General features: G+C 70.1%; 18 protein-coding genes. 13 read left to right on the top strand and 5 right to left on the bottom strand.

Features of this window, described 5'->3' with window-relative positions:
• Nucleotides 1-3: 3 nt before the first annotated feature.
• Nucleotides 4-1,389, bottom strand: coding sequence for a hypothetical protein (locus tag ACFYTS_RS35290; RefSeq protein ID WP_387309579.1), 1,386 nt, complete (start codon nucleotides 1,387-1,389; stop codon nucleotides 4-6).
• A gap of 125 nt (nucleotides 1,390-1,514) precedes the next feature.
• Here ACFYTS_RS35290 and ACFYTS_RS35285 point away from each other — a divergent pair, with 125 nt between their 5' ends.
• From ACFYTS_RS35285 to ACFYTS_RS35270, 4 genes are read left to right on the top strand one after another with little or no spacing between them, the layout of a single operon-like run.
• Nucleotides 1,515-2,177 carry a glycosyltransferase family 2 protein gene (locus ACFYTS_RS35285; protein WP_357288548.1) on the top strand — a complete coding sequence of 221 codons (663 nt, stop codon included), beginning with the start codon at nucleotides 1,515-1,517 and terminating at the stop codon, nucleotides 2,175-2,177.
• Nucleotides 2,174-2,887: a DUF2064 domain-containing protein gene (locus ACFYTS_RS35280; protein WP_357288551.1), complete on the top strand. Its 714-nt coding sequence runs from the start codon at nucleotides 2,174-2,176 to the stop codon at nucleotides 2,885-2,887. The genes ACFYTS_RS35285 and ACFYTS_RS35280 overlap by 4 nt, the downstream gene beginning before the upstream one ends.
• 26 nt (nucleotides 2,888-2,913) lie before the next feature.
• Nucleotides 2,914-4,113 carry a molybdopterin-dependent oxidoreductase gene (locus ACFYTS_RS35275; RefSeq protein ID WP_387309578.1) on the top strand — a complete coding sequence of 400 codons (1,200 nt, stop codon included), beginning with the start codon at nucleotides 2,914-2,916 and terminating at the stop codon, nucleotides 4,111-4,113.
• A complete protein-coding gene (locus ACFYTS_RS35270; RefSeq protein ID WP_387309577.1) occupies nucleotides 4,110-4,565 on the top strand; it encodes a hypothetical protein in 456 nt (151 codons plus the stop codon). The genes ACFYTS_RS35275 and ACFYTS_RS35270 overlap by 4 nt, the downstream gene beginning before the upstream one ends.
• On the opposite strand, the gene ACFYTS_RS35265 is transcribed toward ACFYTS_RS35270, so the two are convergent.
• Nucleotides 4,489-5,523 carry a sensor histidine kinase gene (locus tag ACFYTS_RS35265; protein WP_387309576.1) on the bottom strand — a complete coding sequence of 345 codons (1,035 nt, stop codon included), beginning with the start codon at nucleotides 5,521-5,523 and terminating at the stop codon, nucleotides 4,489-4,491. The genes ACFYTS_RS35270 and ACFYTS_RS35265 overlap by 77 nt on opposite strands.
• Nucleotides 5,513-6,211 (bottom strand): response regulator transcription factor, encoded by a 699-nt coding sequence (locus tag ACFYTS_RS35260; protein ID WP_387309575.1) that lies wholly within the window; start codon nucleotides 6,209-6,211, stop codon nucleotides 5,513-5,515. The genes ACFYTS_RS35265 and ACFYTS_RS35260 overlap by 11 nt, the downstream gene beginning before the upstream one ends.
• A gap of 295 nt (nucleotides 6,212-6,506) precedes the next feature.
• Here ACFYTS_RS35260 and ACFYTS_RS35255 point away from each other — a divergent pair, with 295 nt between their 5' ends.
• On the top strand, nucleotides 6,507-7,715 hold the full coding sequence (locus tag ACFYTS_RS35255) for a low temperature requirement protein A (protein WP_387309574.1): 1,209 nt from the start codon (nucleotides 6,507-6,509) through the stop codon (nucleotides 7,713-7,715).
• A gap of 23 nt (nucleotides 7,716-7,738) precedes the next feature.
• Here the strand turns inward: ACFYTS_RS35255 and ACFYTS_RS35250 are convergent, their stop codons facing one another.
• Complete coding sequence (locus ACFYTS_RS35250; protein WP_387309573.1) at nucleotides 7,739-8,458, bottom strand: DsbA family oxidoreductase; 720 nt, start codon at nucleotides 8,456-8,458, stop codon at nucleotides 7,739-7,741.
• Between the two features lie 175 nt (nucleotides 8,459-8,633).
• Between ACFYTS_RS35250 and ACFYTS_RS35245 the strand changes: the two genes are divergently transcribed.
• The 5 genes from ACFYTS_RS35245 (at nucleotide 8,634) to ACFYTS_RS35225 (ending at nucleotide 12,487) form a co-directional block, all read left to right on the top strand.
• Nucleotides 8,634-9,818: an NAD(P)/FAD-dependent oxidoreductase gene (locus tag ACFYTS_RS35245; RefSeq protein WP_387309572.1), complete on the top strand. Its 1,185-nt coding sequence runs from the start codon at nucleotides 8,634-8,636 to the stop codon at nucleotides 9,816-9,818.
• 15 nt (nucleotides 9,819-9,833) lie between these two features.
• Nucleotides 9,834-10,718, top strand: a complete 885-nt coding sequence (locus ACFYTS_RS35240) for an RNA polymerase sigma-70 factor (RefSeq protein WP_387309571.1) — start codon at nucleotides 9,834-9,836, stop codon at nucleotides 10,716-10,718.
• A gap of 125 nt (nucleotides 10,719-10,843) precedes the next feature.
• The gene (locus ACFYTS_RS35235; RefSeq protein WP_357288576.1) at nucleotides 10,844-11,137 is read left to right on the top strand and encodes a DUF3761 domain-containing protein; all 294 of its coding nucleotides are present in this window, start codon (nucleotides 10,844-10,846) and stop codon (nucleotides 11,135-11,137) included.
• 91 nt (nucleotides 11,138-11,228) lie between these two features.
• The gene (locus tag ACFYTS_RS35230) at nucleotides 11,229-11,912 is read left to right on the top strand and encodes a DNA-3-methyladenine glycosylase (protein WP_357288579.1); all 684 of its coding nucleotides are present in this window, start codon (nucleotides 11,229-11,231) and stop codon (nucleotides 11,910-11,912) included.
• Nucleotides 11,913-11,941: 29 nt separating this feature from the next.
• Nucleotides 11,942-12,487, top strand: coding sequence for a Clp protease N-terminal domain-containing protein (locus ACFYTS_RS35225; protein ID WP_357288582.1), 546 nt, complete (start codon nucleotides 11,942-11,944; stop codon nucleotides 12,485-12,487).
• 12 nt (nucleotides 12,488-12,499) lie between these two features.
• On the opposite strand, the gene ACFYTS_RS35220 is transcribed toward ACFYTS_RS35225, so the two are convergent.
• Nucleotides 12,500-14,104 carry a 2-isopropylmalate synthase gene (locus ACFYTS_RS35220; protein WP_387309604.1) on the bottom strand — a complete coding sequence of 535 codons (1,605 nt, stop codon included), beginning with the start codon at nucleotides 14,102-14,104 and terminating at the stop codon, nucleotides 12,500-12,502.
• 217 nt (nucleotides 14,105-14,321) lie between these two features.
• On the opposite strand from ACFYTS_RS35220, the gene ACFYTS_RS35215 reads away from it, so the two are divergent.
• From ACFYTS_RS35215 to tyrS, 3 genes are all read left to right on the top strand, one after another.
• Nucleotides 14,322-14,993, top strand: a complete 672-nt coding sequence (locus tag ACFYTS_RS35215; RefSeq protein WP_357288585.1) for a FadR/GntR family transcriptional regulator — start codon at nucleotides 14,322-14,324, stop codon at nucleotides 14,991-14,993.
• Between the two features lie 115 nt (nucleotides 14,994-15,108).
• On the top strand, nucleotides 15,109-15,531 hold the full coding sequence (locus ACFYTS_RS35210) for a DoxX family protein (protein ID WP_387309570.1): 423 nt from the start codon (nucleotides 15,109-15,111) through the stop codon (nucleotides 15,529-15,531).
• A 164-nt stretch (nucleotides 15,532-15,695) separates the two neighbouring features.
• Nucleotides 15,696-16,979: a tyrosine--tRNA ligase gene (tyrS, locus tag ACFYTS_RS35205; RefSeq protein ID WP_387309569.1), complete on the top strand. Its 1,284-nt coding sequence runs from the start codon at nucleotides 15,696-15,698 to the stop codon at nucleotides 16,977-16,979.
• Nucleotides 16,980-17,446 lie beyond the last annotated feature (467 nt).

The following is a 17,446-nucleotide window of genomic DNA, read 5'->3' as shown; positions in this document are numbered from 1 at the left end:
CGGTCACCAGTTCGTCAGGATCAGATGATTGACGATCAGCGCCCCCGCCGCCTGCACCACGAGCCAGAACCGTGCACTGTGGCGGGGGAGCAGTGCGGTCGCCGCCAGCGCCCACACGTCGAACGGCAGCCAGATCCGTTCGGTCTCGGCCTTGCTCAACCCGCTGATGTCGGCGATCAGGATCGCGGTGAGCCCGGCTCCCGCCATCAGCGCGGCGGGATCGACCTGAGTACGCCAGCGCGACAACCATTCCCGTAGCGGGCGTACCGCCTGGATCTCCAGCTCGACCAGGACCCGGGAGCCGGCCGCGGCGGTGGCCAGACCCACCGCGCACACCGTCGCGGCCAGATTGCCCCACACCCAGTACCCGTACGGTCGCTCGTGCGCGATGCCCTGGTAGTACCGCTGCACCACCAGGTGATAGCCGGTGAACCACCAGAACCCGGCGGCCGCGAAGGCCGCCACCACAGCTAGCGCTCCCGCGAGCGCCGGCAGCGTGGGCCGCGGCGACCGCGCCAGCAGTACCGCCGCGGCCGGAATCGCCATCAGCACAAGGCCGTAACTCAGGAAGACGGTGAACCCGAACAGCGCGCCCGACCCCAGCGCGGCCGCGATCCAGCCCCGCTCGAGCCGGGTGGCGAGCGCCAGCAGCGCCACCGCCCATGCCGCCACGCCCGCGAACAAGCCGTCGGCGGAGACCGCGATCCAGATCGCCGCGGGCATCAGGGCCAGAAACGGCGTCGCCGCGCGCGCCCGATACTCGGCGCCCAAGGCCCGCAAGGTGAACGGCACCGCGGCCGCCGTGCTCGTCCCCACCACCAGGCACACCAGGCCCGCCCACGCCCCGCCGCCCAGCCCGATCCGGTCCAGCAGCACGAACACCAGCAGCGCCCCCGGCGGATGCCCGGACACGTGCGTGGTCCACGAGTCGGGCTGGAAATCCAGGATGCGGCCGGAGAATCCGCGCACCATGGCCCCGATGTCGCGCACCCCGCCGACCTCGTGCAGGTATTCGTCGCGGGTGGTGAGCCGCCCCGCGAAGCCCCGCTGCCAGCCGTCGACCATGGCCAGCGCGAACGCCCACGCCGCCGCCGTCGCCCAGGTGACCAGCAGCAGCCGCCCGAACGACAGCCGCCGCGCCAGGTCCGGGCCGAACCGCACCACCGCCGCCGCGATGGCTACCGCCGGGACAGTGCCCCAGCCCAGATGCGGGAGCCAGCCGCCGAAGAGCGGTGCGGCCCCGGCGTACAACGTGTCCCGCCAGGGTTTGCCCTCGATTCGCGGAATCAGGAAGGCGGCCAGGACGAGAACGAAGGCCGCGAGTGCGCCGTAGCCGTCGACGCGAGTGGAGACGTAGCGCGCGACCCTCGTCGCGGAAGCGTTCGCCATGCCGGAAACCATAGGCCCCGAAACCCGCCGGAACTGTCCGGATCGCCATTCTTGCTGCTCCCGTCATACTTTCGTCATGCGTGTCCCGTGGGTCGAACGCCCCGATTGGGCTTACCGTCGAGGCCATGACCGAGTTGGACTCCGAGCCCGGGGTCACGGTGGTGATCCCCTGCCGGGACGAGGCGGAAGCCCTGCCCGGCGTACTGTCGGCAATTCCCATCGGGTACCGGGTGATCGTGGTGGACAACGGCTCCACCGATGACACCGCGGCGGTGGCCCGCGCGGCGGGCGCGACCGTGGTGACCGAATCGATGCCCGGATACGGCAGCGCCGTCCACGCCGGCGTCGATGCCGCCCGCACCGAACTGGTCGCCGTCCTCGACGGCGACGGCTCCCTCGACCCCGGCGAACTACCCCGGCTGGTGGCCGAATTCGGCCCCGACGTCGACATGGTGGTGGGTCGCCGCCGCGCCGTGCCCGGCGCGCTGCCGGTGCACGCGCGAATCGGCAACTGGGCCTTCGCTTTCCGGCTGCGCCGCCGGTACGGCCTACCGGTGCACGACATCGCCGCCATGCGCGTCACCCGCCGCGACCGATTGCAGGCGCTCGGCCACCTGCACGCCCGGTCCGGATATCCGCTGGCGTTGCTCACCGGCGCGGCCCGTGCGGGCTGGCTGGTGCTGGAGCGCGACATCACCTATCGGCCGCGGACTCACGGCGAGTCCAAGGTCTCCGGTTCCTGGCGCGGCACCCTGCGGGCCGCCCGTGACTTCTGGAGTGTGCGATGACCACCGAGATAGACCACGCCCCGCTCGACGACACCGTTCCCGCCGCCCTGCTCGTCATGGCCAAATCACCCATCCCGGGCTTCGCCAAAACCCGCCTCACCCCGCAGTTCTCGCCGGTCGACGCCGCCTACCTGGCGGCCTGCGCCCTGCTCGACACCCTGGACGCGGTGCGCGAGAGCGGCATCCGCCACCCCGTCGTCGCCTGGACCGGTGACCTGGACCGGGCCGAGCGCTCGGTCGAACTGAACGCCGCCCTGCGCGAGGTGACGGTGATCCCGCAGCGCGGCGACAGCTTCGCCGAGCGCCTCGCCCACGCCCACGTCGATGCCGCCGAGTTCGGCGTCCCGGTGCTGCAGATCGGCATGGATACCCCGCAGGCCGACCCGGTCCTGCTCGCCCGCTCGGCCGCCCGGCTGGTCGCCACCGGTGACACCGTCCTCGGACCGGCCACCGACGGCGGCTGGTGGGCGCTGGGCCTGTCCGGGCCGCGCGCCGCGCACCTGCTCGCCGACATCCCCATGTCGACCGACCGGACCGGCGAACTCACCGCGACGGCCCTGCGGCACAGCGGATTACGGGTGCACGCGCTGCCCACGCTCACCGACGTCGACACCTATGCCGACGCCGTCTCGGTGGCGGCGGTGTCCCGGGGCCGCTTCGCCCGCGCCGTCACCGAGCTGGTGACCACGAAAATGCCTGTCCCACTCTGATATTCAGTTCTCGAAAGGAGCCCGCGGTGTCGCCGAGCCAGCCCACCGAAACCGCGGACGCCGGTCCCGACCCGATCGAGCGGCCCGAACTACTACTGCCGGAAAGGCTCGCCCGCCGGTGGAGTCCGGGCCGCTCGACGGCTGTGGCCGCGCGAACCGGCCTGGCACTCGGAGCCGGAATCACCATCCTGTTCGGGACGGGGCTGATCAGCCACCTGATCCAGCATCCGCCCGACTGGTTCTGGTGGCCCGCCCACCCGGTGTGGCTGTATCGGCTCACCCAGGGCGCCCACGTCACGGTCGGGGTCATGATGATCCCGCTGCTGCTGGTGAAGCTGTGGTCGGTGTATCCGCGCTTCTTCATCAAACCGTCGCTGCGGCGCGGACTGCCGGAGGCGCTCGAGCGGTTTTCGGTGGCGGTGCTGATCGGCGCGGTGCTGTTCCAGATCGTGACGGGCCTGTTCAATACCGCGCAGTACTACCCGTGGAAGTTCTTCTTCACCACCACGCATCACGCCATGGCCTACGTCGCCTTCGGGGCCGTCGCCGTACATCTGGCGGTCAAGCTTCCTGTCGTGCGCCAGGCGCTGTCGAAACCTGTCGACGAGACCCTCGATGAGGAAGTGCGCCAAGGTATTTCGCGCCGAACAGTGTTGGCGGCGGCCGGGCTGGGCGCGGTGGCGGCGGGCATGGCGGTGGTCGGTCAGTCGATTCCGTTCCTGCGCTGGGCGTCGCTGCTGGCTCCGCGCAGCGGCGAAGGACCGCAGGGAATTCCGATCAATAGAACGGCAGCGGCGGCGGCTGTCACCGAGACGGCCCGCTCGCCGCGGTATGTCCTGACCGTCACGGTCGGTGGCCGGGAACGCGTCTTCTCCCGCGCCGAGCTCGAAGCCCTGCCGCAATACGACAGCGCGCTACCCATCGCCTGCGTCGAGGGCTGGAGCGCCCAGGGTCGCTGGTCCGGCGTACGCCTGCGCGACCTGCTGGCCCGGGCCGGCGAATACGGCGGCGGCGATGTGCGTTTCGTGTCGCTGGAGACCACCGGCATCTACGGCTCCTCCGTGCTGCCGCACACCCACGTCGTGGATGCCGCCACCCTGATCGCGCTGCGTCTCAACGGCGAGGATCTGGCCCTGGACCACGGCTACCCCTGCCGTCTCATCGCCCCGAACCGGCCGGGCGTACTGCAGACCAAATGGCTGAAGACCATCGAGGAAATCGCATGACGGCCATTCGAATCCTGCTGGGCGCGTTCGGAGTCGGCTGTGCCGCCTACGGGGTGGACCTGCTGCTGACGATGAGCGCCACCGACCTGCGATCGATCGCGCTGTGGTTCGTCGGCGCGATCCTGGCCGAGAACCTGATCTTCGGCCCGGTCGCCGCTCTCGCGGGCACCCTCGGCCACTGCGTGCTCCCCGCCCGCTGGTGGCCCGTCTTCACCGTCGGCGCGTTCGTCAGCCTCGCCCTGATCCTGCTCGCCATCCCGGTCCTCGGCCGCGAGGGCGCGGTCCCCGGCAACGACACCGTGCTGGACCGGAATTACACCGTCGGCCTGCTGATCTCGCTGACCGTGGTCTGGGCGGTGGCCGCCGCCTGCCTGCTCACCGCCGCCCGGCGGACTCCAGCAGCGGCAGCCGGATCTCGAATCGCGCCCCCTCCGGACGGTTCCGCGCCGTGATGTCCCCGTGGTGCGCGGCTACCAGCCCGGCCGCGATGGCCAGCCCCATCCCGCTGCTGCTGCCCAACTCGGCCGCGCCGGGGGAGCGGGCGGAACTGCCGCGATAGGCGACCTCGAAGATGCGCGGCAGATCGGTCTCGGAAACGCCCGGCCCGGTGTCGTCGACCCGCGCCCACGCCTGCCCGTCGGCCGCGCCCGCCGACATGTCGATGCGCCCGCCCGGCGGAGTGTGCGCGATGGCATTGGCCACCAGATTGGTCAGCACCCGGCCCAGCGCCCGCTCACTGCCCGCCACCAGTACCTTGTCAGCAGGCTGGGTGGCGGACAACGTGATTCCGGCGCGGGCTGCGGTCGGCCGATTGGTCGCCAGCACCTCGTCGATCACCTCGCGCAGATCCACGGGTTCCAGGTGCAGTTGCAGCGCCCCGGCGTTGATCTTCGACATCTCGAACAGGTCGTCCACCATGGCCGAGAGCCGATTCGTCTCGCGCACGATCTGATCCGCGTACCGGCGCACCTCTTCCGGCCGCGTCACCACCCCGTCCTCGAGCGCCTCACCCATGGCGCGGATCCCCGCCAGCGGCGTCCGCAGATCGTGGCTGACCCAGGCCACCAGCTCGCGCCGCGACCGTTCGGCGGCGCGCTCCTGCTCCAGCATCTCGCGCTCCCACACCGTGGCGCGGGCCTGCGCGCGGCCCAGCAGGATCGCCGCGGGCACCGTCACCGCGGTGACCACCGCCAGCACCACGGCCGTGCGCTCGAATTCGGCGCCGAACATCAGACCGCTCACCGCGACGATGCCGCACAGGGTGGCCAGCGTCGGAATCAGCACCAGCACGGCCATACTCGTGGTCATGGCGCGACCGCGGGTGTAGCGCAGCAGCAGCGCGCCGATCGCCACCACCGGCAGCGTGCCCGCCAGCGCGTACCCGATCAGGCCGGGCGTGTCAGTCGGCATCGCTGGCCTCCGCGCCGAGATCGGCTCGGCCCCAAGCGTATCCGCGGCCCCACACCGTCTCGATGCGATGCGCGGAACCCAGCTTGGCCCGCAACCGCTTGACGTGCACGGTGACCGTCGACAGATCCCCGAAATTCCAGCCCCACACCTCGGCCAGCAGTTCCTGACGGCTGAACACCCGCCGCTGATGCGCGAGCAGGAAAGCCAGCAGATCGAATTCGCGTGCGGTCAGCTCGACCGGCGAACCGCCCGCCGTCACCGTCCGCGCCGCCCGAACCAGCTCCACCGCGTCGCCGCGCAACACCTCCTCGGCCACCGGCTGCGGACGCGTCCGCCGCAGCACCGACGCCACCCGCAATGCCAGCTCCCGGGGACTGAACGGCTTGGTCACGTAATCATCGGCCCCCGCCTGCAATCCGATCACCCGGTCGTCCTCCTCCCCGAGCGCCGTCAACAGAATGATCGGCAGCTCCGGACGCGCCCCCGCCCGCACCGCCCGCGTCAACTCGATCCCGTCCGGCCCCGGCATCATCACATCGAGCACCGCCAGATCGACGTCGTCGCGTGCCAATGCCGCCGCGGTCGCCGTCCCGTCCGCGGTCTCCACCACCTCGAGCCCATCCCGCTCCAGATACCGCCGCACCACCTCGCGCACCACGGGATCGTCGTCCGCCACCAGAATCCGCATCGCCTCACAACTCCCGATCGACCTGCCACCCCGACTCCACCCTAGGTGGCCGCCCCGGCAAAACCACCTGGTCGCGGCCATGTCACCGCGCACGTCATGGATTCGTCACCCGTGTAGCCACGGTGCCGGACCCGCCGACCACGTCGGCCCCCGAGTCCGAAGCCGCGCCGCTCGAGGAGCAGGGACTGGGCCGGCGCCACCGCGACGAGGGCGGTCTGTCGCAATCGGGCTCGCGGCGGTCGGGTGTGGCGCGGCAAAAGCGGCGGGGGAGGCGGGGCGGCTCTACGATCTGCACGTGACCAGCGAAATGTCCGGTTCGGCGCGCGAGCTCGAGGCCGAAGGGGGACAGGTCCGGGCCTCGACCCTGGAACTGTTCTTCGACCTCGTGTTCGTCTTCACCATCACCCAGCTCACGCACGCCTTCACCCATCACCCGGGCTGGCCCGAACTCGGGCACGTGGCACTGATGTTCGCCCTGATCTGGTGGATGTACAGCGGGTACGTGTTCCTCACCAACGAGGTCGCGCCGAACAGCTCCTCCCGGCGCACCTTCCTGCTGCTGGGCATGTTCGGATTCTTCGTCATCGCCATCGCCGTCCCGAGCGCGTTCGGCGGCTCCGGCCTGGCGTTCGGGCTCGGATACCTGCTGGTGAACACCGTGCACAGCTTCATGTTCGCGACCTCGGGCGGTGCGGGAGCCAGCTCGGCGATGTGGCGGCTGGCGCCGCTGAACGGCCTGTCCGCGCTGCTGGTGCTGGCGGGCGGCATCACCCACGGTGGCCTGCGGACCGTGCTCTGGTCGGCCGCCGTCGTGATCCAGGTGGTGTCGCCGTATCTGATCCGCGCCGAGGGATTCGCGGTGCGCCCCAGCCACTTCTGCGAACGCCACGGCCTGGTCGTGATCATCGCGCTCGGCGAATCCGTCATCGCCATCGGCGCGAACCTGACCGGCATGGACCTCACCGTCGGCCTCGTCGCGACCGCCGGCCTCGGCCTCACCCTCGGCTATGTGCTGTGGTGGGCCTACTTCGGCTTCGACGACGAACGCGGCGAACACGCCCTGCGCGCGCTGCCCGGCCCCGCCCGCATCCGCCCGGCCGTCTACGCCTACGGCTATTCGCTGTTCGTGCTGATCCTCGGCATCATCCTGACCGCGGCGGGCATCTCGATGACCATCGCGCACGGCAACGAACCCGCGAGTACCGCGGCGGCCCTGGCCCTTTCGGGTGGCGTCGCGGTCTTCTTCGTCGGCCAGGCCCTGTTCCGGCTGGCGCTGCGCATTCCGCGGGCCTGGCTGCGGCTGGTCGGGGCGGTCGCGGTGCTGGCCACCACGCCACTGGGCATCGTCTGGGTGGCGTGGGGCCAGCTGGTGCTGCTGATGGTCGTCGCCTACGGCTTCGTCATCGCCGACGACGTGCTGCGCCTCCGCTCCGGCGAGCGCAGCGCCTACATTCCGACCGTGGACGCGGTCGGCTTCCGGATGCACCGCGGCAACGGGCGCTGACGCTCACCGCCGCGGCGACCGGCTCAATCCCGCTGCGGCACAGCGCAACCGTCGGGCCCGCAGGCGTCGCCGTCCGCGACCATGGCCAGCTCGGGCGCGTGATCGCTCCAGGCCTGCTCCAGCGCCTGCGCGAACACCTCCGGCGGCTGCGCGCCCGACACCCCGTACTTGCGATCCAGCACGAAGAACGGCACCCCGCGGGCCCCGAGCCGTGCCGCCTCGGCCTCGTCGGCGCGCACCGCGTCCGCGTAGGCCTCGGGATCGGTGAGCACCGCCCGCACCGCCGACTCGTCGAATCCGGCCGAGGCCGCCACCTCGACCAGCCGCTCGGTGTCACCGAACAGCGCCCGCTCCTCGGCGAAGTTGGCCGCGTACAAGGCGTCCAGCATCTGCTCCTGGCGGCCCTGTTCCAGCGCGAAATGCAGCAGCCGGTGCATGTCGAAGCTGTTGCCGAAATCGCGGCCCGAGGTGACATAGGTCAGCCCGGCCGCCTCGGCCTGCGCCCCGAGACCGCGCTCGTTGGCGGCAGCCTGCGCCTCGCTGATGCCGTACTTCTCGGCGATGTGCGGGATGACCGCGTCGCTGTGATCCTTGGGCAGTGTCGGGTCCAGCTCGAAGGATCGGTGCACCACGGTCACGGCGTCCTTGTGCGGAAAGGCGTCGAGCGCCTCCTCGAATCGCCGCTTGCCCAGGTAGCAGAACGGGCAGTTGATATCGGTCCAGATCTCGACCTGTACGGCCATCACACCTCACTCCGACGCTGTTGTCGCAGGCCGGGGGCCCGGCCATCCCCTGTCCCAACCGGTCATCCGACCCGGATGTTCCGTGGTGACCCACGTCACATCGCCTGATTGTCACGTTCCCGAGGGCTGTCCTGTCCCATAGCCGACCCAGCAGGAACGACCCCCGGAGCCGATCATGAACGCCACCACCACAACCCACGAGATCGTCATCCTCGGCGCGGGCTACACCGGCATGATGGCCGCCGCCCGCCTCGCCCGCCGCACCCGCAAGCTCGAGGTCCGCATCACCCTGGTGAACCCCTCGGACCGCTTCACCGAGCGCCTGCGCATGCACCAGATCGCCGCCGGGCAGGAACTGGCCGACCACCGCATCCCCGACGTGCTGGCCGGATCGGGCGTGGCCTTCCGCCGCGCCGCCGCCGTCGCCCTCGATCCCGCCGCCCGCGTCGTCACCCTCGACGACGGCGCGGAACTGCGCTACGACACCCTGATCTACGCGCTGGGCAGCCGCACCGACACCTCGACCGTCCCCGGCGCCGACCACCACGCCTGGACCCTCGACGACCCGCGCCGCGCCCGCCGCTTCTCGCGGCGCCTCACCGAGATCGCCGCGACCGCCGGCACCGTCACCGTGGTCGGCGGCGGCCTGACCGGCATCGAGGCCGCCACCGAGATCGCCGAGGCCCACCCCGGCCTGACCGTCACCCTGATCAGCGCCGCCGAACCCGGGAACATGATGGGCGACAAGGCCCGCGCCCACCTGAACCGCGCCCTCGACCGTCTCGGCATCGTCCGCCACACCGGCGTCCAGGTCGCCAAAGTGCTGCCCGACGCCGTCCGCCTGACCACCGGTGAACTCCTCGCCTCGGACCTGACGCTGTGGACCGCGGGTGTGCGCGTGTCGCCGCTGGCCGAGCAGGCCGGAATCGCCGTCGACGACCGCGGCCTGATCCTGACCGACACCACCCTGCGCTCGGTCTCGCACCCCGACATCCTGCCCATCGGCGACGCCGCCGCGATCCGCATGCCCTTCGGTGTCCTGCACGGCACCTGCCAGAGCGGCATCCCCACCGGCGCGTACACCGCCGACGCCGTCGCCCGCCGCCTGCGCGGAAAGACCGTGAAGCCCTTCCGTTTCGGCTACCTGCACCAGCCGGTCAGCCTGGGCCGCCGCGACGCTGTCATCCAGTTCACCAACGCCGATGACACCCCGCGCCGCTGGTACCTGAAGGGCCGCGCCGCCGTCGCGTACAAGGAGATGGTCAGCGCCAGCCCGGTGCCCAGCTACAAGCTGAGCAAGCACATGACTGTCAGCGCGCAACTCAGCAATGGCGGCAGTGCGACCCGCGGCCTGGCATGAGGTAGGCATGTGCCCATGCAGGACGATCCGATCGACCCCTTCGTCGCCCACCGACGGCTGCTGTTCGGCACCGCGTATCAGATGCTCGGCACCGTGACCGACGCCGAGGACGTCCTGCAGGACGCGTGGATCAAATGGCATGAGGTGGACCGGGATTCGGTCACCCACCCCAAGGCCTACCTGGTCCGTACCGTCACCAACCTGGCCCTCAACCGCCTCACCTCCGCCCGGGCCACCCGTGAGACCTACGTCGGCCCGTGGCTGCCCGAACCCCTGCTCACGAACACCGCTGACGCCGCCGAGGAGACCGAGATGGCCGACACGGTCTCCACCGCCATGCTCGTCGTCCTCGAAACCCTCGGTCCCGTCGAACGCGCGGTCTTCGTGCTGCGCGAGGTGTTCGGCTACTCGCACGCCGAGATCGCGGGCTTCCTGGACCGCCCCGAGGCCACCGTCCGGCAGATCTCCCACCGCGCCCGCTCCCACGTCCATGCGCGCCGGCCGCGTTTCGACACCGATCCCGCCACCCGCACCGACATCACCGACAGGTTCCTCGCCGCCGCCCACGGCGGCGATGTCAATGCCCTCATGGAACTACTCGCCCCCGACGTCACCCTCTGGAACGACGGCGGCGGCAAGGTCACCGCCGCCCGCCGTCCGCTGTACGGCCCCGACCACGTGGCCCGCTGGATCCTGGGAGTGCTGGCCAAACCGGTCCTCACCGGCGTGCGCCTCGAATCCGCCCAGCTCAATGGCGAACTCGGCGTCCTGGTCCTGCTCGGCGATTTCCGCGTCGGCGCCCTCACCTACGACATCCGCGACGGTCACATCGAAAACCTCCGATTCCAGGTCAATCCCGACAAACTCGCCGGCATCCAGCCGCCGAGCGCCACCGAATAGGCCGTCCAATCGGTCGGCGACTCGAGAACCCGGCCTCGGGGCGGCGGCGGACCCGTACTATTCGGCGCTCGTCGGGGGGAATCCGCCTCCCGTGTCGAAACTGCTCTTCTGTAAGGGATTCCGTAGTGAACGGCTGGACAACGCGCCGCGCGGCGCGCCATCTTCTGCCCTGGGCCGCCGCGGCCTTCATCGGTGCGAGCACCGCGCTCGCCGGACCGGCGGTCGCCGCGCCGGTACTCCACACCGCCTGCACCGCAAGCGAATACGAGAACTCAGACGGCGCCTGCGTGCACCGCCCGGAACAGTCGGCCACCGTCCCCGACGGGGCCACCGCCCGCTGTAAGGACGGCACCTACAGCTTCAGCCAGCACCGCCGCGGCACCTGCTCGGGTCACCGCGGCGTCGCCGAATGGCTGTAGCCACGCGGCACTGACCCGGGCAACTCGCTCGACGCTCGCTCGGTCGTCCCGGCACCGCGCCCGGGACGACCGTGCGGAAGAATGATCCGCCGTGAGTCCCGAAGAGCTTGCCGTCGAACCGCTGCGTGCGGCGCGGCGACTGCTCGGCGGGGTCCTGCGATCCGGTCCGGTGGCCCTGCGCATCGTGGAGGTCGAGGCCTACGGCGGGGATCCCGCCGGGCCCTGGCACGATCCGGCGGCGCACTCGGGGCGGGGCCGGACTCCGCGCAACGCGGTCATGTTCGGGCCGCCCGGGGTGCTGTACGTCTACTTCAGTTACGGCATGCACACCTGCGTCAATGTGGTCAGCGGGCCCGACGGCACCGCCAGCGCGGTGCTCATCCGGGCGGGCGAGATCATCGAAGGGCACGACGTCGCACGCGGTCGCCGCCCCGCCGCCAAGACCGACGCCGATCTGGCCCGCGGGCCCGGCAATGTCGGCAGCGCCCTGGGAATCGGGCTGGACGACTACGGAACTCACCTGTTCGATCCGGACGCCCCGATCCGGCTGGAACTCGGACCCGAAATCACCGATTCCGCCGCCGTTTCGGTGGGACCCCGGGTCGGTGTCAGCCTGGCCGCCGACCGCCCGTGGCGACTGTGGCTGCCGGACTCCCCGGCGGTGTCGGCCTACCGGCGCAGTCCGCGCGCCCCCAAACTGGACCGATCCGACTGGACCGCGCTCTCGGGCCGAGCCCGTATCGGTGGGACGGCCCGGAGGACTACGGTGGATTGATCGACAGCTCACCCCTAGGTGGAAGCCCCATGTTCGAACGGTTCACTGATGCGTCCCGACGCGCCATCGTGCTCGCCCAGGAAGAAGCCCAGGTACTCGGGCACGACTGGATCGGCACCGAGCACCTGCTGCTCGGCGTCATCGCCGGCGACGACCCGATCGCCGCCCGCGTACTCGGCGACCTCGGCCTCGACGTCTCCAGCGTGCGCGAACGCATCCGGCAGGCGGTCGGCGAACACGAGCAGAAACCGCCCAGCGGGCACGTGCCCTTCACCCCGCGCTCCAAGAAGGTCCTCGAAGGATCACTGCGCGAGGCGATGCGGCTGCGGCACAACTACATCGGGCCCGAGCACATCCTGCTCGCCCTGATCGAGGAGGGCGACGGCATCGCCCCGCAGATCCTGATCAGCCTCGGCGCCGAACCCGCCGACATCCGCACCCGCGTCTCCCGCGTCGCCGACGGGCCCCTCGCCGGTCCCGCCCAGGCCCCCGAATCCGATCTGCGCCGGCGCATCGCGGATCTGGAGGCCCGGGTCACCGAACTGGAGCGCTTACTGGGCGCCCAGGCCAGATGAGGACCGTGCCGCCTAGATGAGCACCGCGCTGCGCGACCCGGCCGCGGCCACCAAGGCCGCGATCGTCGCGCGCGCCGCCGTCTCACCGGAACCGAACGCCCAGGCCGGGCCGTCGGAGGTCCGGTACTCCAGGTAGGTGACGGCCGGAGCCGACCCCGCCCGGTCCACGGTCTGGTGGGTCATGGACATCACTTCGACCGAATAGCCGTGGCGGCCCAGCAGTTCCGCCGCCTCCTCGACCGTCGCGTCGGCGGGCATGCCGGGCGTCGTCGCCACGATCGCGCCCGCGTAGGCGGTCTCGAACAGCTCCCACAGCGTCCGCGCCGACACCTCCGTCCCGGTCCGATCGGTGTGGCGCTGGACGTGGCGGGCGAAATCGATCTGCAGGCGGCGCGGCAACTCCAGCCCGTACTCCGACTCCAGCAGATACGCGATCCCGCCCTTGCCGGACTGCGAATTCACCCGGATCACCGCATCGTAGGAACGGCCCACATCCGCCGGATCGATCGGCAGATACGGTACCTCCCAAGCGATTTCACGCTCCGGGGCGCCCAGTCGTGCCGCCCGCTCCCGGTGTTCGGCGAAGCCCTTCCGGATCGCGTCCTGATGGGTGCCCGAATACGCGGTGTACACCAGATCCCCGGCGTAGGGATGCCGGTCGTGGACCGGCAGCCCGGTGCAGTACTCGACGGTCCGGCGCACCTCGTCGATATCGGAGAAGTCGATCATCGGATTCACGCCCTGCGCGTGCAGATTCAACGCCAGCGTCCCCAGATCCACATTGCCGGTGCGCTCGCCATTGCCGAACACGCACCCCTCCACCCGCTGCGCCCCGGCCAGCACCGCCAACTCCGCGCACGCGATGCCGGTGCCGCGATCGTTGTGCGGATGCACCGACAGGATCACCGCCTCGCGCCGCGCCAGATTCCGGTGCATGTACTCGATCTGGTCGGCGTACACGTTCGGCGTCGCGACCTCGACGGTCGCGGGCAGGTTCAACGTCACCGGCCGCTCGGGCGTGGCGTCCCACAGCGTGGTCATGCGGTCGCAGACGTCGAGCACGAAGTCCGGCTCGGTCAGCATGAATACCTCGGGGGAGAACTGGAACCGGACATTCGGCATTTCCCCGGCCAGTTCCAGGACGTCGCGCCCACCGGTGGTGATCAGCTCGGCCAGTTCGTTACGGGTCTTGCCCAGCACCACGTTCCGCCAGGTCGGCGCGGTGGCGGTGTACAGGTGGATCACCACGTCATTGGGGATGCCGCGCACCGATTCGACGGTCCGCTCGATCAGATCGCGGCGCGCGGGGGTGAAGACGACGATGGTGACGTCGCCGGGAGCCAGTCGCTCGCTGCCGATCAGCCGCACGAAGTCGAAGTCGGTCTGCGAGGCGCTGGGATACCCGACCTCGATCTCCTTGTAGCCCATGGCCACCAGCAGTTCGAAGAACCGGCGCTTGCGGACGGGATCCATCGGCTCGGCCAGGGCCTGATTGCCGTCGCGCAGATCCACCGGCACCCACAGCGGGGCTTCGGTGATCCGGTTGGACGGCCAGTCGCGTTCGATCAGTGGTACCGAAACACGCTGGTACACATCGCGATACCGATGCGACGGCATGGCGGAGGGCTGCTGACGATTCCAGATCGGGGGAGTGCGCACGGGGCAATCGCTTTCGCGTCGGAGGAGGTGACCGGCGCAGCACCGCGAGCCCGCTGACGGGGTGCCGGTCGATCAGACCCCGTCGCGGCAGCGAAGGAGAAGCAGGGCACCGGTCAGCATGTGGACTAGACTAGAGGGAAACAACTCCTCAGACAAGTAGAGAGGACGGCGACACGTGGCGCAGGTCCAGAGGCATCCACTCGCCGCACAAGCCGCCGAGGTGCTGCTCACCCGGATCCGTGCGGGGGAGTGGCAGCTGGGCCACAAACTGCCCGGCGAGACCACCCTCGCCGCCCAGCTCGGCGTCGGCCGCTCCACCCTGCGCGAGGCCATCCGCGAACTCGCCGGGCGCGGCGTACTCGAAAGCCGCCAGGGGGCGGGCGTTTTCGTCACCGCCCTGGACACCGCCGAGGACTGGGACACCGTGCTGCGCCGCAGCGACATCGTCACCGTCATCGAGGCCCGCATCGCCATCGAGGCTGAGGGCGCCGCCCTGGCCGCTCGCCGCCGCACCCCCGCCGACCTGCGCGCCATGCTGCGCGCCCTGGCCGCCCGTGCCGAAAGCGGCGACACCGTCGAGGGATTGGTCGACGCCGACACCGCCTTTCACCGCACCGTGGTGGCCGCCGCCCACAACGACATCCTGCTCGAGCTGTTCAACGCCTTCGTCCCGCGCTCACGCCACGCCATGATCGACATGCTGCGTATCCGCCCCATGCGCACACCCGAGCGCGATCAGGACGCGCACGAACACCTCTACGACGCGATCCGCGCCCGCGACCCCGAGGCGGCCGCCACCGCCAGCCGAGTGCACCTCAGCGCCCTCGAGGCAGCCTTCGACACCTAGCCCGACCTGCGCGGAAAAGAAATTTTCGGGACCGCGATGAGTTTTCGCGACGGCCCCCGTCCTATCCAGCAAGCGGTTCGAAACCGAACCGACAAGCCCCGGAAGGACATTCGACATGACCACCATCGCCGCCACTCCGACCATCGCCGTCGCCGCCCCGACCAAGCTCCGCAACCGCGTGCTGTGGACCCTGCAGATCGTCCTCGGCCTGTTCTTCATCATCGCCTCCGGCCTGCCGAAGTTCGTGGGCCAGGCCGACGCCGTGCGCATCTACAACGAGATCGGCTGGGGCGACTGGTTCCGCTACCTCACCGGCCTGGTCGAGGTCTCCGGCGGCCTGGGCCTGATGATCCCCCGCCTGTCCGGCCCGGCCGCCGCGGGCCTGTCCATCACCATGGTGTGCGCCGCCGCCACCCAGGCCTTCCTGCTCGGCGCGCCGGGCCTGGCTATCTTCCCGCTGGTCCTGGTCGCCGTCTTCGCCTGGATCGCCTACGAGCGCCGCGCCTCCTTCGCCACCTTCACCGACCTGGTGAAGTGACCGGACTACCGCAGGCCCCCGGCCCGTCGCCTCGGCGACGGGCCTGTGGGCGTCTCCGGTAGTTCCACCCGCCGACGCGGCGGATCGGTCCGGGCTTGTACCGATCCGCCGCGACGGCTCAACCCTGTGCAACCGCCATATTCACGTGCGGAAAGATAGAGGTCGTGAGCGGCGACATCATTGATGAACTGACCTGGCGCGGACTGATCGCGCAGTCCACCGATCTGGACGCCCTGCGCGCGGCCACGGCCAACGGCCCGATCACCCTCTACGCCGGGTTCGACCCGACCGCGGCCAGCCTGCACGCCGGCCACCTGGTCCCGCTGCTGGCGCTCAAGCGCTTCCAGCGCGCGGGCCACCGCCCGGTGGTGCTGGCCGGCGGCGCGACCGGTCTGATCGGCGATCCCCGCGACGTCGGCGAGCGCACCATGAACTCCACCGACACCGTGGCCGAGTGGGCGGGCCGCATCCGCGCCCAGCTGGAACGCTTCGTCGATCTGGACGGCGGCGACAACGCGGCGATCATCGCCAACAACATGGACTGGACCGGACCGCTCAGCACGGTCTCGTTCCTGCGCGACATCGGCAAGCACTTCTCGGTGAACGTCATGCTGGCCCGTGACACGGTCAAGCGCCGCCTGGAGTCGGACGGCATGTCCTACACCGAGTTCAGCTACATGCTGTTGCAGGCCAACGACTTCCTGCAGCTGCGCCGCGAGTACGGCTGCACGCTGCAGGTCGGCGGCTCCGATCAGTGGGGCAACATCATCGCGGGCGTCGAGCTCAACCGCCGCGTCGACGGCGAGCACGTGCACGCGCTCACCGTCCCGCTGGTCACCTCGGCCGACGGCAAGAAGTTCGGCAAGTCCACCGGTGGCGGCAGCCTGTGGCTGGACCCGGAGATGACCAGCCCGTACGCCTGGTACCAGTACTTCGTGAACACCGCCGACGCCGACGTGGTCCGCTACCTGCGCTGGTTCACCTTCCTGTCCCGCGAGGAGCTCGACGAACTGGAGAAGGCCACCGCCGAGCGGCCCTTCGCCCGGGAAGCACAGAAGCGCCTGGCCGCGGAGATGACCACCCTGGTGCACGGTGAGGAGAACACCCGCGCGGTGCAGCTCGCCAGCCAGGCCCTGTTCGGCCGCGGCGACCTGCGCGAACTCGACGAGTCCACACTGTCGGCGGCGCTCGCCGAATCCGCGGTGGACGGCAAGCTCGCCGAGTCCACCCCCACCTCGACCATCGTCGATCTGCTGGTCGACTCCGGTCTGTGCGAGGGCCGCAGCGCGGCCCGGCGCGCGGTCAACGAGGGTGGCGCGTCGGTCAACAACGAGAAGATCGCCGACCCCGAGTGGATCCCCGCCGAGGCCGACTACCTGCACGAACGCTGGCTGGTGCTGCGTCGAGGCAAGAAGAACTTCGCCGGCGTGCGCCGCGCGGGTCACTGAGGCGTGAGCCGCGCGGGCCACTGATAGGGCAACAAGATCGAAATGACCTGAGTCACAAGCCGGTGGCTCAGGCCCCCGATTCGCCCGGTCCGCAGCCGTTTCACCTGCGCAAACGCCTCGGTGACCAGCGGATTTGACCTTGCGTTATCCGCCGCGTAACTTAATCCAGGTCAGAGCGACACGGACACCGACCGGGACCGAAACGCCCAGCTCAGAGGCTGGAAATCGGGAACGGAAACGAGGTTGGACGAGGAGCGCCGGACATGAACACCTTCCAGTCGGAAAACTAGTTCTTGACATCTGTCGGGTTCTGCGACTAGGCTGGAAAAGTTGCCTCGATAGGGAATCTGATCAACTTTGGATTCACCGTCGTGTGCGTGTGTTCTTTGAGAACTCAATAGTGTGTCGATGAATGTCAGTGCCAAATTTTGAAATTTGGTTCCGGCCTCACACCCCCCGTGTGTTGG

It is taken from the genome of Nocardia sp. NPDC004151 (assembly GCF_042874235.1).
Classification (GTDB): Bacteria; Actinomycetota; Actinomycetes; order Mycobacteriales; family Mycobacteriaceae; genus Nocardia.
This window is presented reverse-complemented; position numbering and strand designations above follow the sequence as displayed.

Coding starts and splice junctions, on each gene's coding strand:
- ACFYTS_RS35290 (WP_387309579.1), bottom strand. CDS start 1,389: ATGGCGAACGCTTCCGCGACGAGGGTCGCGCGCTACGTCTCCACTCGC.
- ACFYTS_RS35285 (WP_357288548.1), top strand. CDS start 1,515: ATGACCGAGTTGGACTCCGAGCCCGGGGTCACGGTGGTGATCCCCTGC.
- ACFYTS_RS35280 (WP_357288551.1), top strand. CDS start 2,174: ATGACCACCGAGATAGACCACGCCCCGCTCGACGACACCGTTCCCGCC.
- ACFYTS_RS35270 (WP_387309577.1), top strand. CDS start 4,110: ATGACGGCCATTCGAATCCTGCTGGGCGCGTTCGGAGTCGGCTGTGCC.
- ACFYTS_RS35265 (WP_387309576.1), bottom strand. CDS start 5,523: ATGCCGACTGACACGCCCGGCCTGATCGGGTACGCGCTGGCGGGCACG.
- ACFYTS_RS35260 (WP_387309575.1), bottom strand. CDS start 6,211: ATGCGGATTCTGGTGGCGGACGACGATCCCGTGGTGCGCGAGGTGGTG.
- ACFYTS_RS35250 (WP_387309573.1), bottom strand. CDS start 8,458: ATGGCCGTACAGGTCGAGATCTGGACCGATATCAACTGCCCGTTCTGC.
- ACFYTS_RS35245 (WP_387309572.1), top strand. CDS start 8,634: ATGAACGCCACCACCACAACCCACGAGATCGTCATCCTCGGCGCGGGC.
- ACFYTS_RS35240 (WP_387309571.1), top strand. CDS start 9,834: ATGCAGGACGATCCGATCGACCCCTTCGTCGCCCACCGACGGCTGCTG.
- ACFYTS_RS35225 (WP_357288582.1), top strand. CDS start 11,942: ATGTTCGAACGGTTCACTGATGCGTCCCGACGCGCCATCGTGCTCGCC.
- ACFYTS_RS35220 (WP_387309604.1), bottom strand. CDS start 14,104: ATGCCGTCGCATCGGTATCGCGATGTGTACCAGCGTGTTTCGGTACCA.
- ACFYTS_RS35210 (WP_387309570.1), top strand. CDS start 15,109: ATGACCACCATCGCCGCCACTCCGACCATCGCCGTCGCCGCCCCGACC.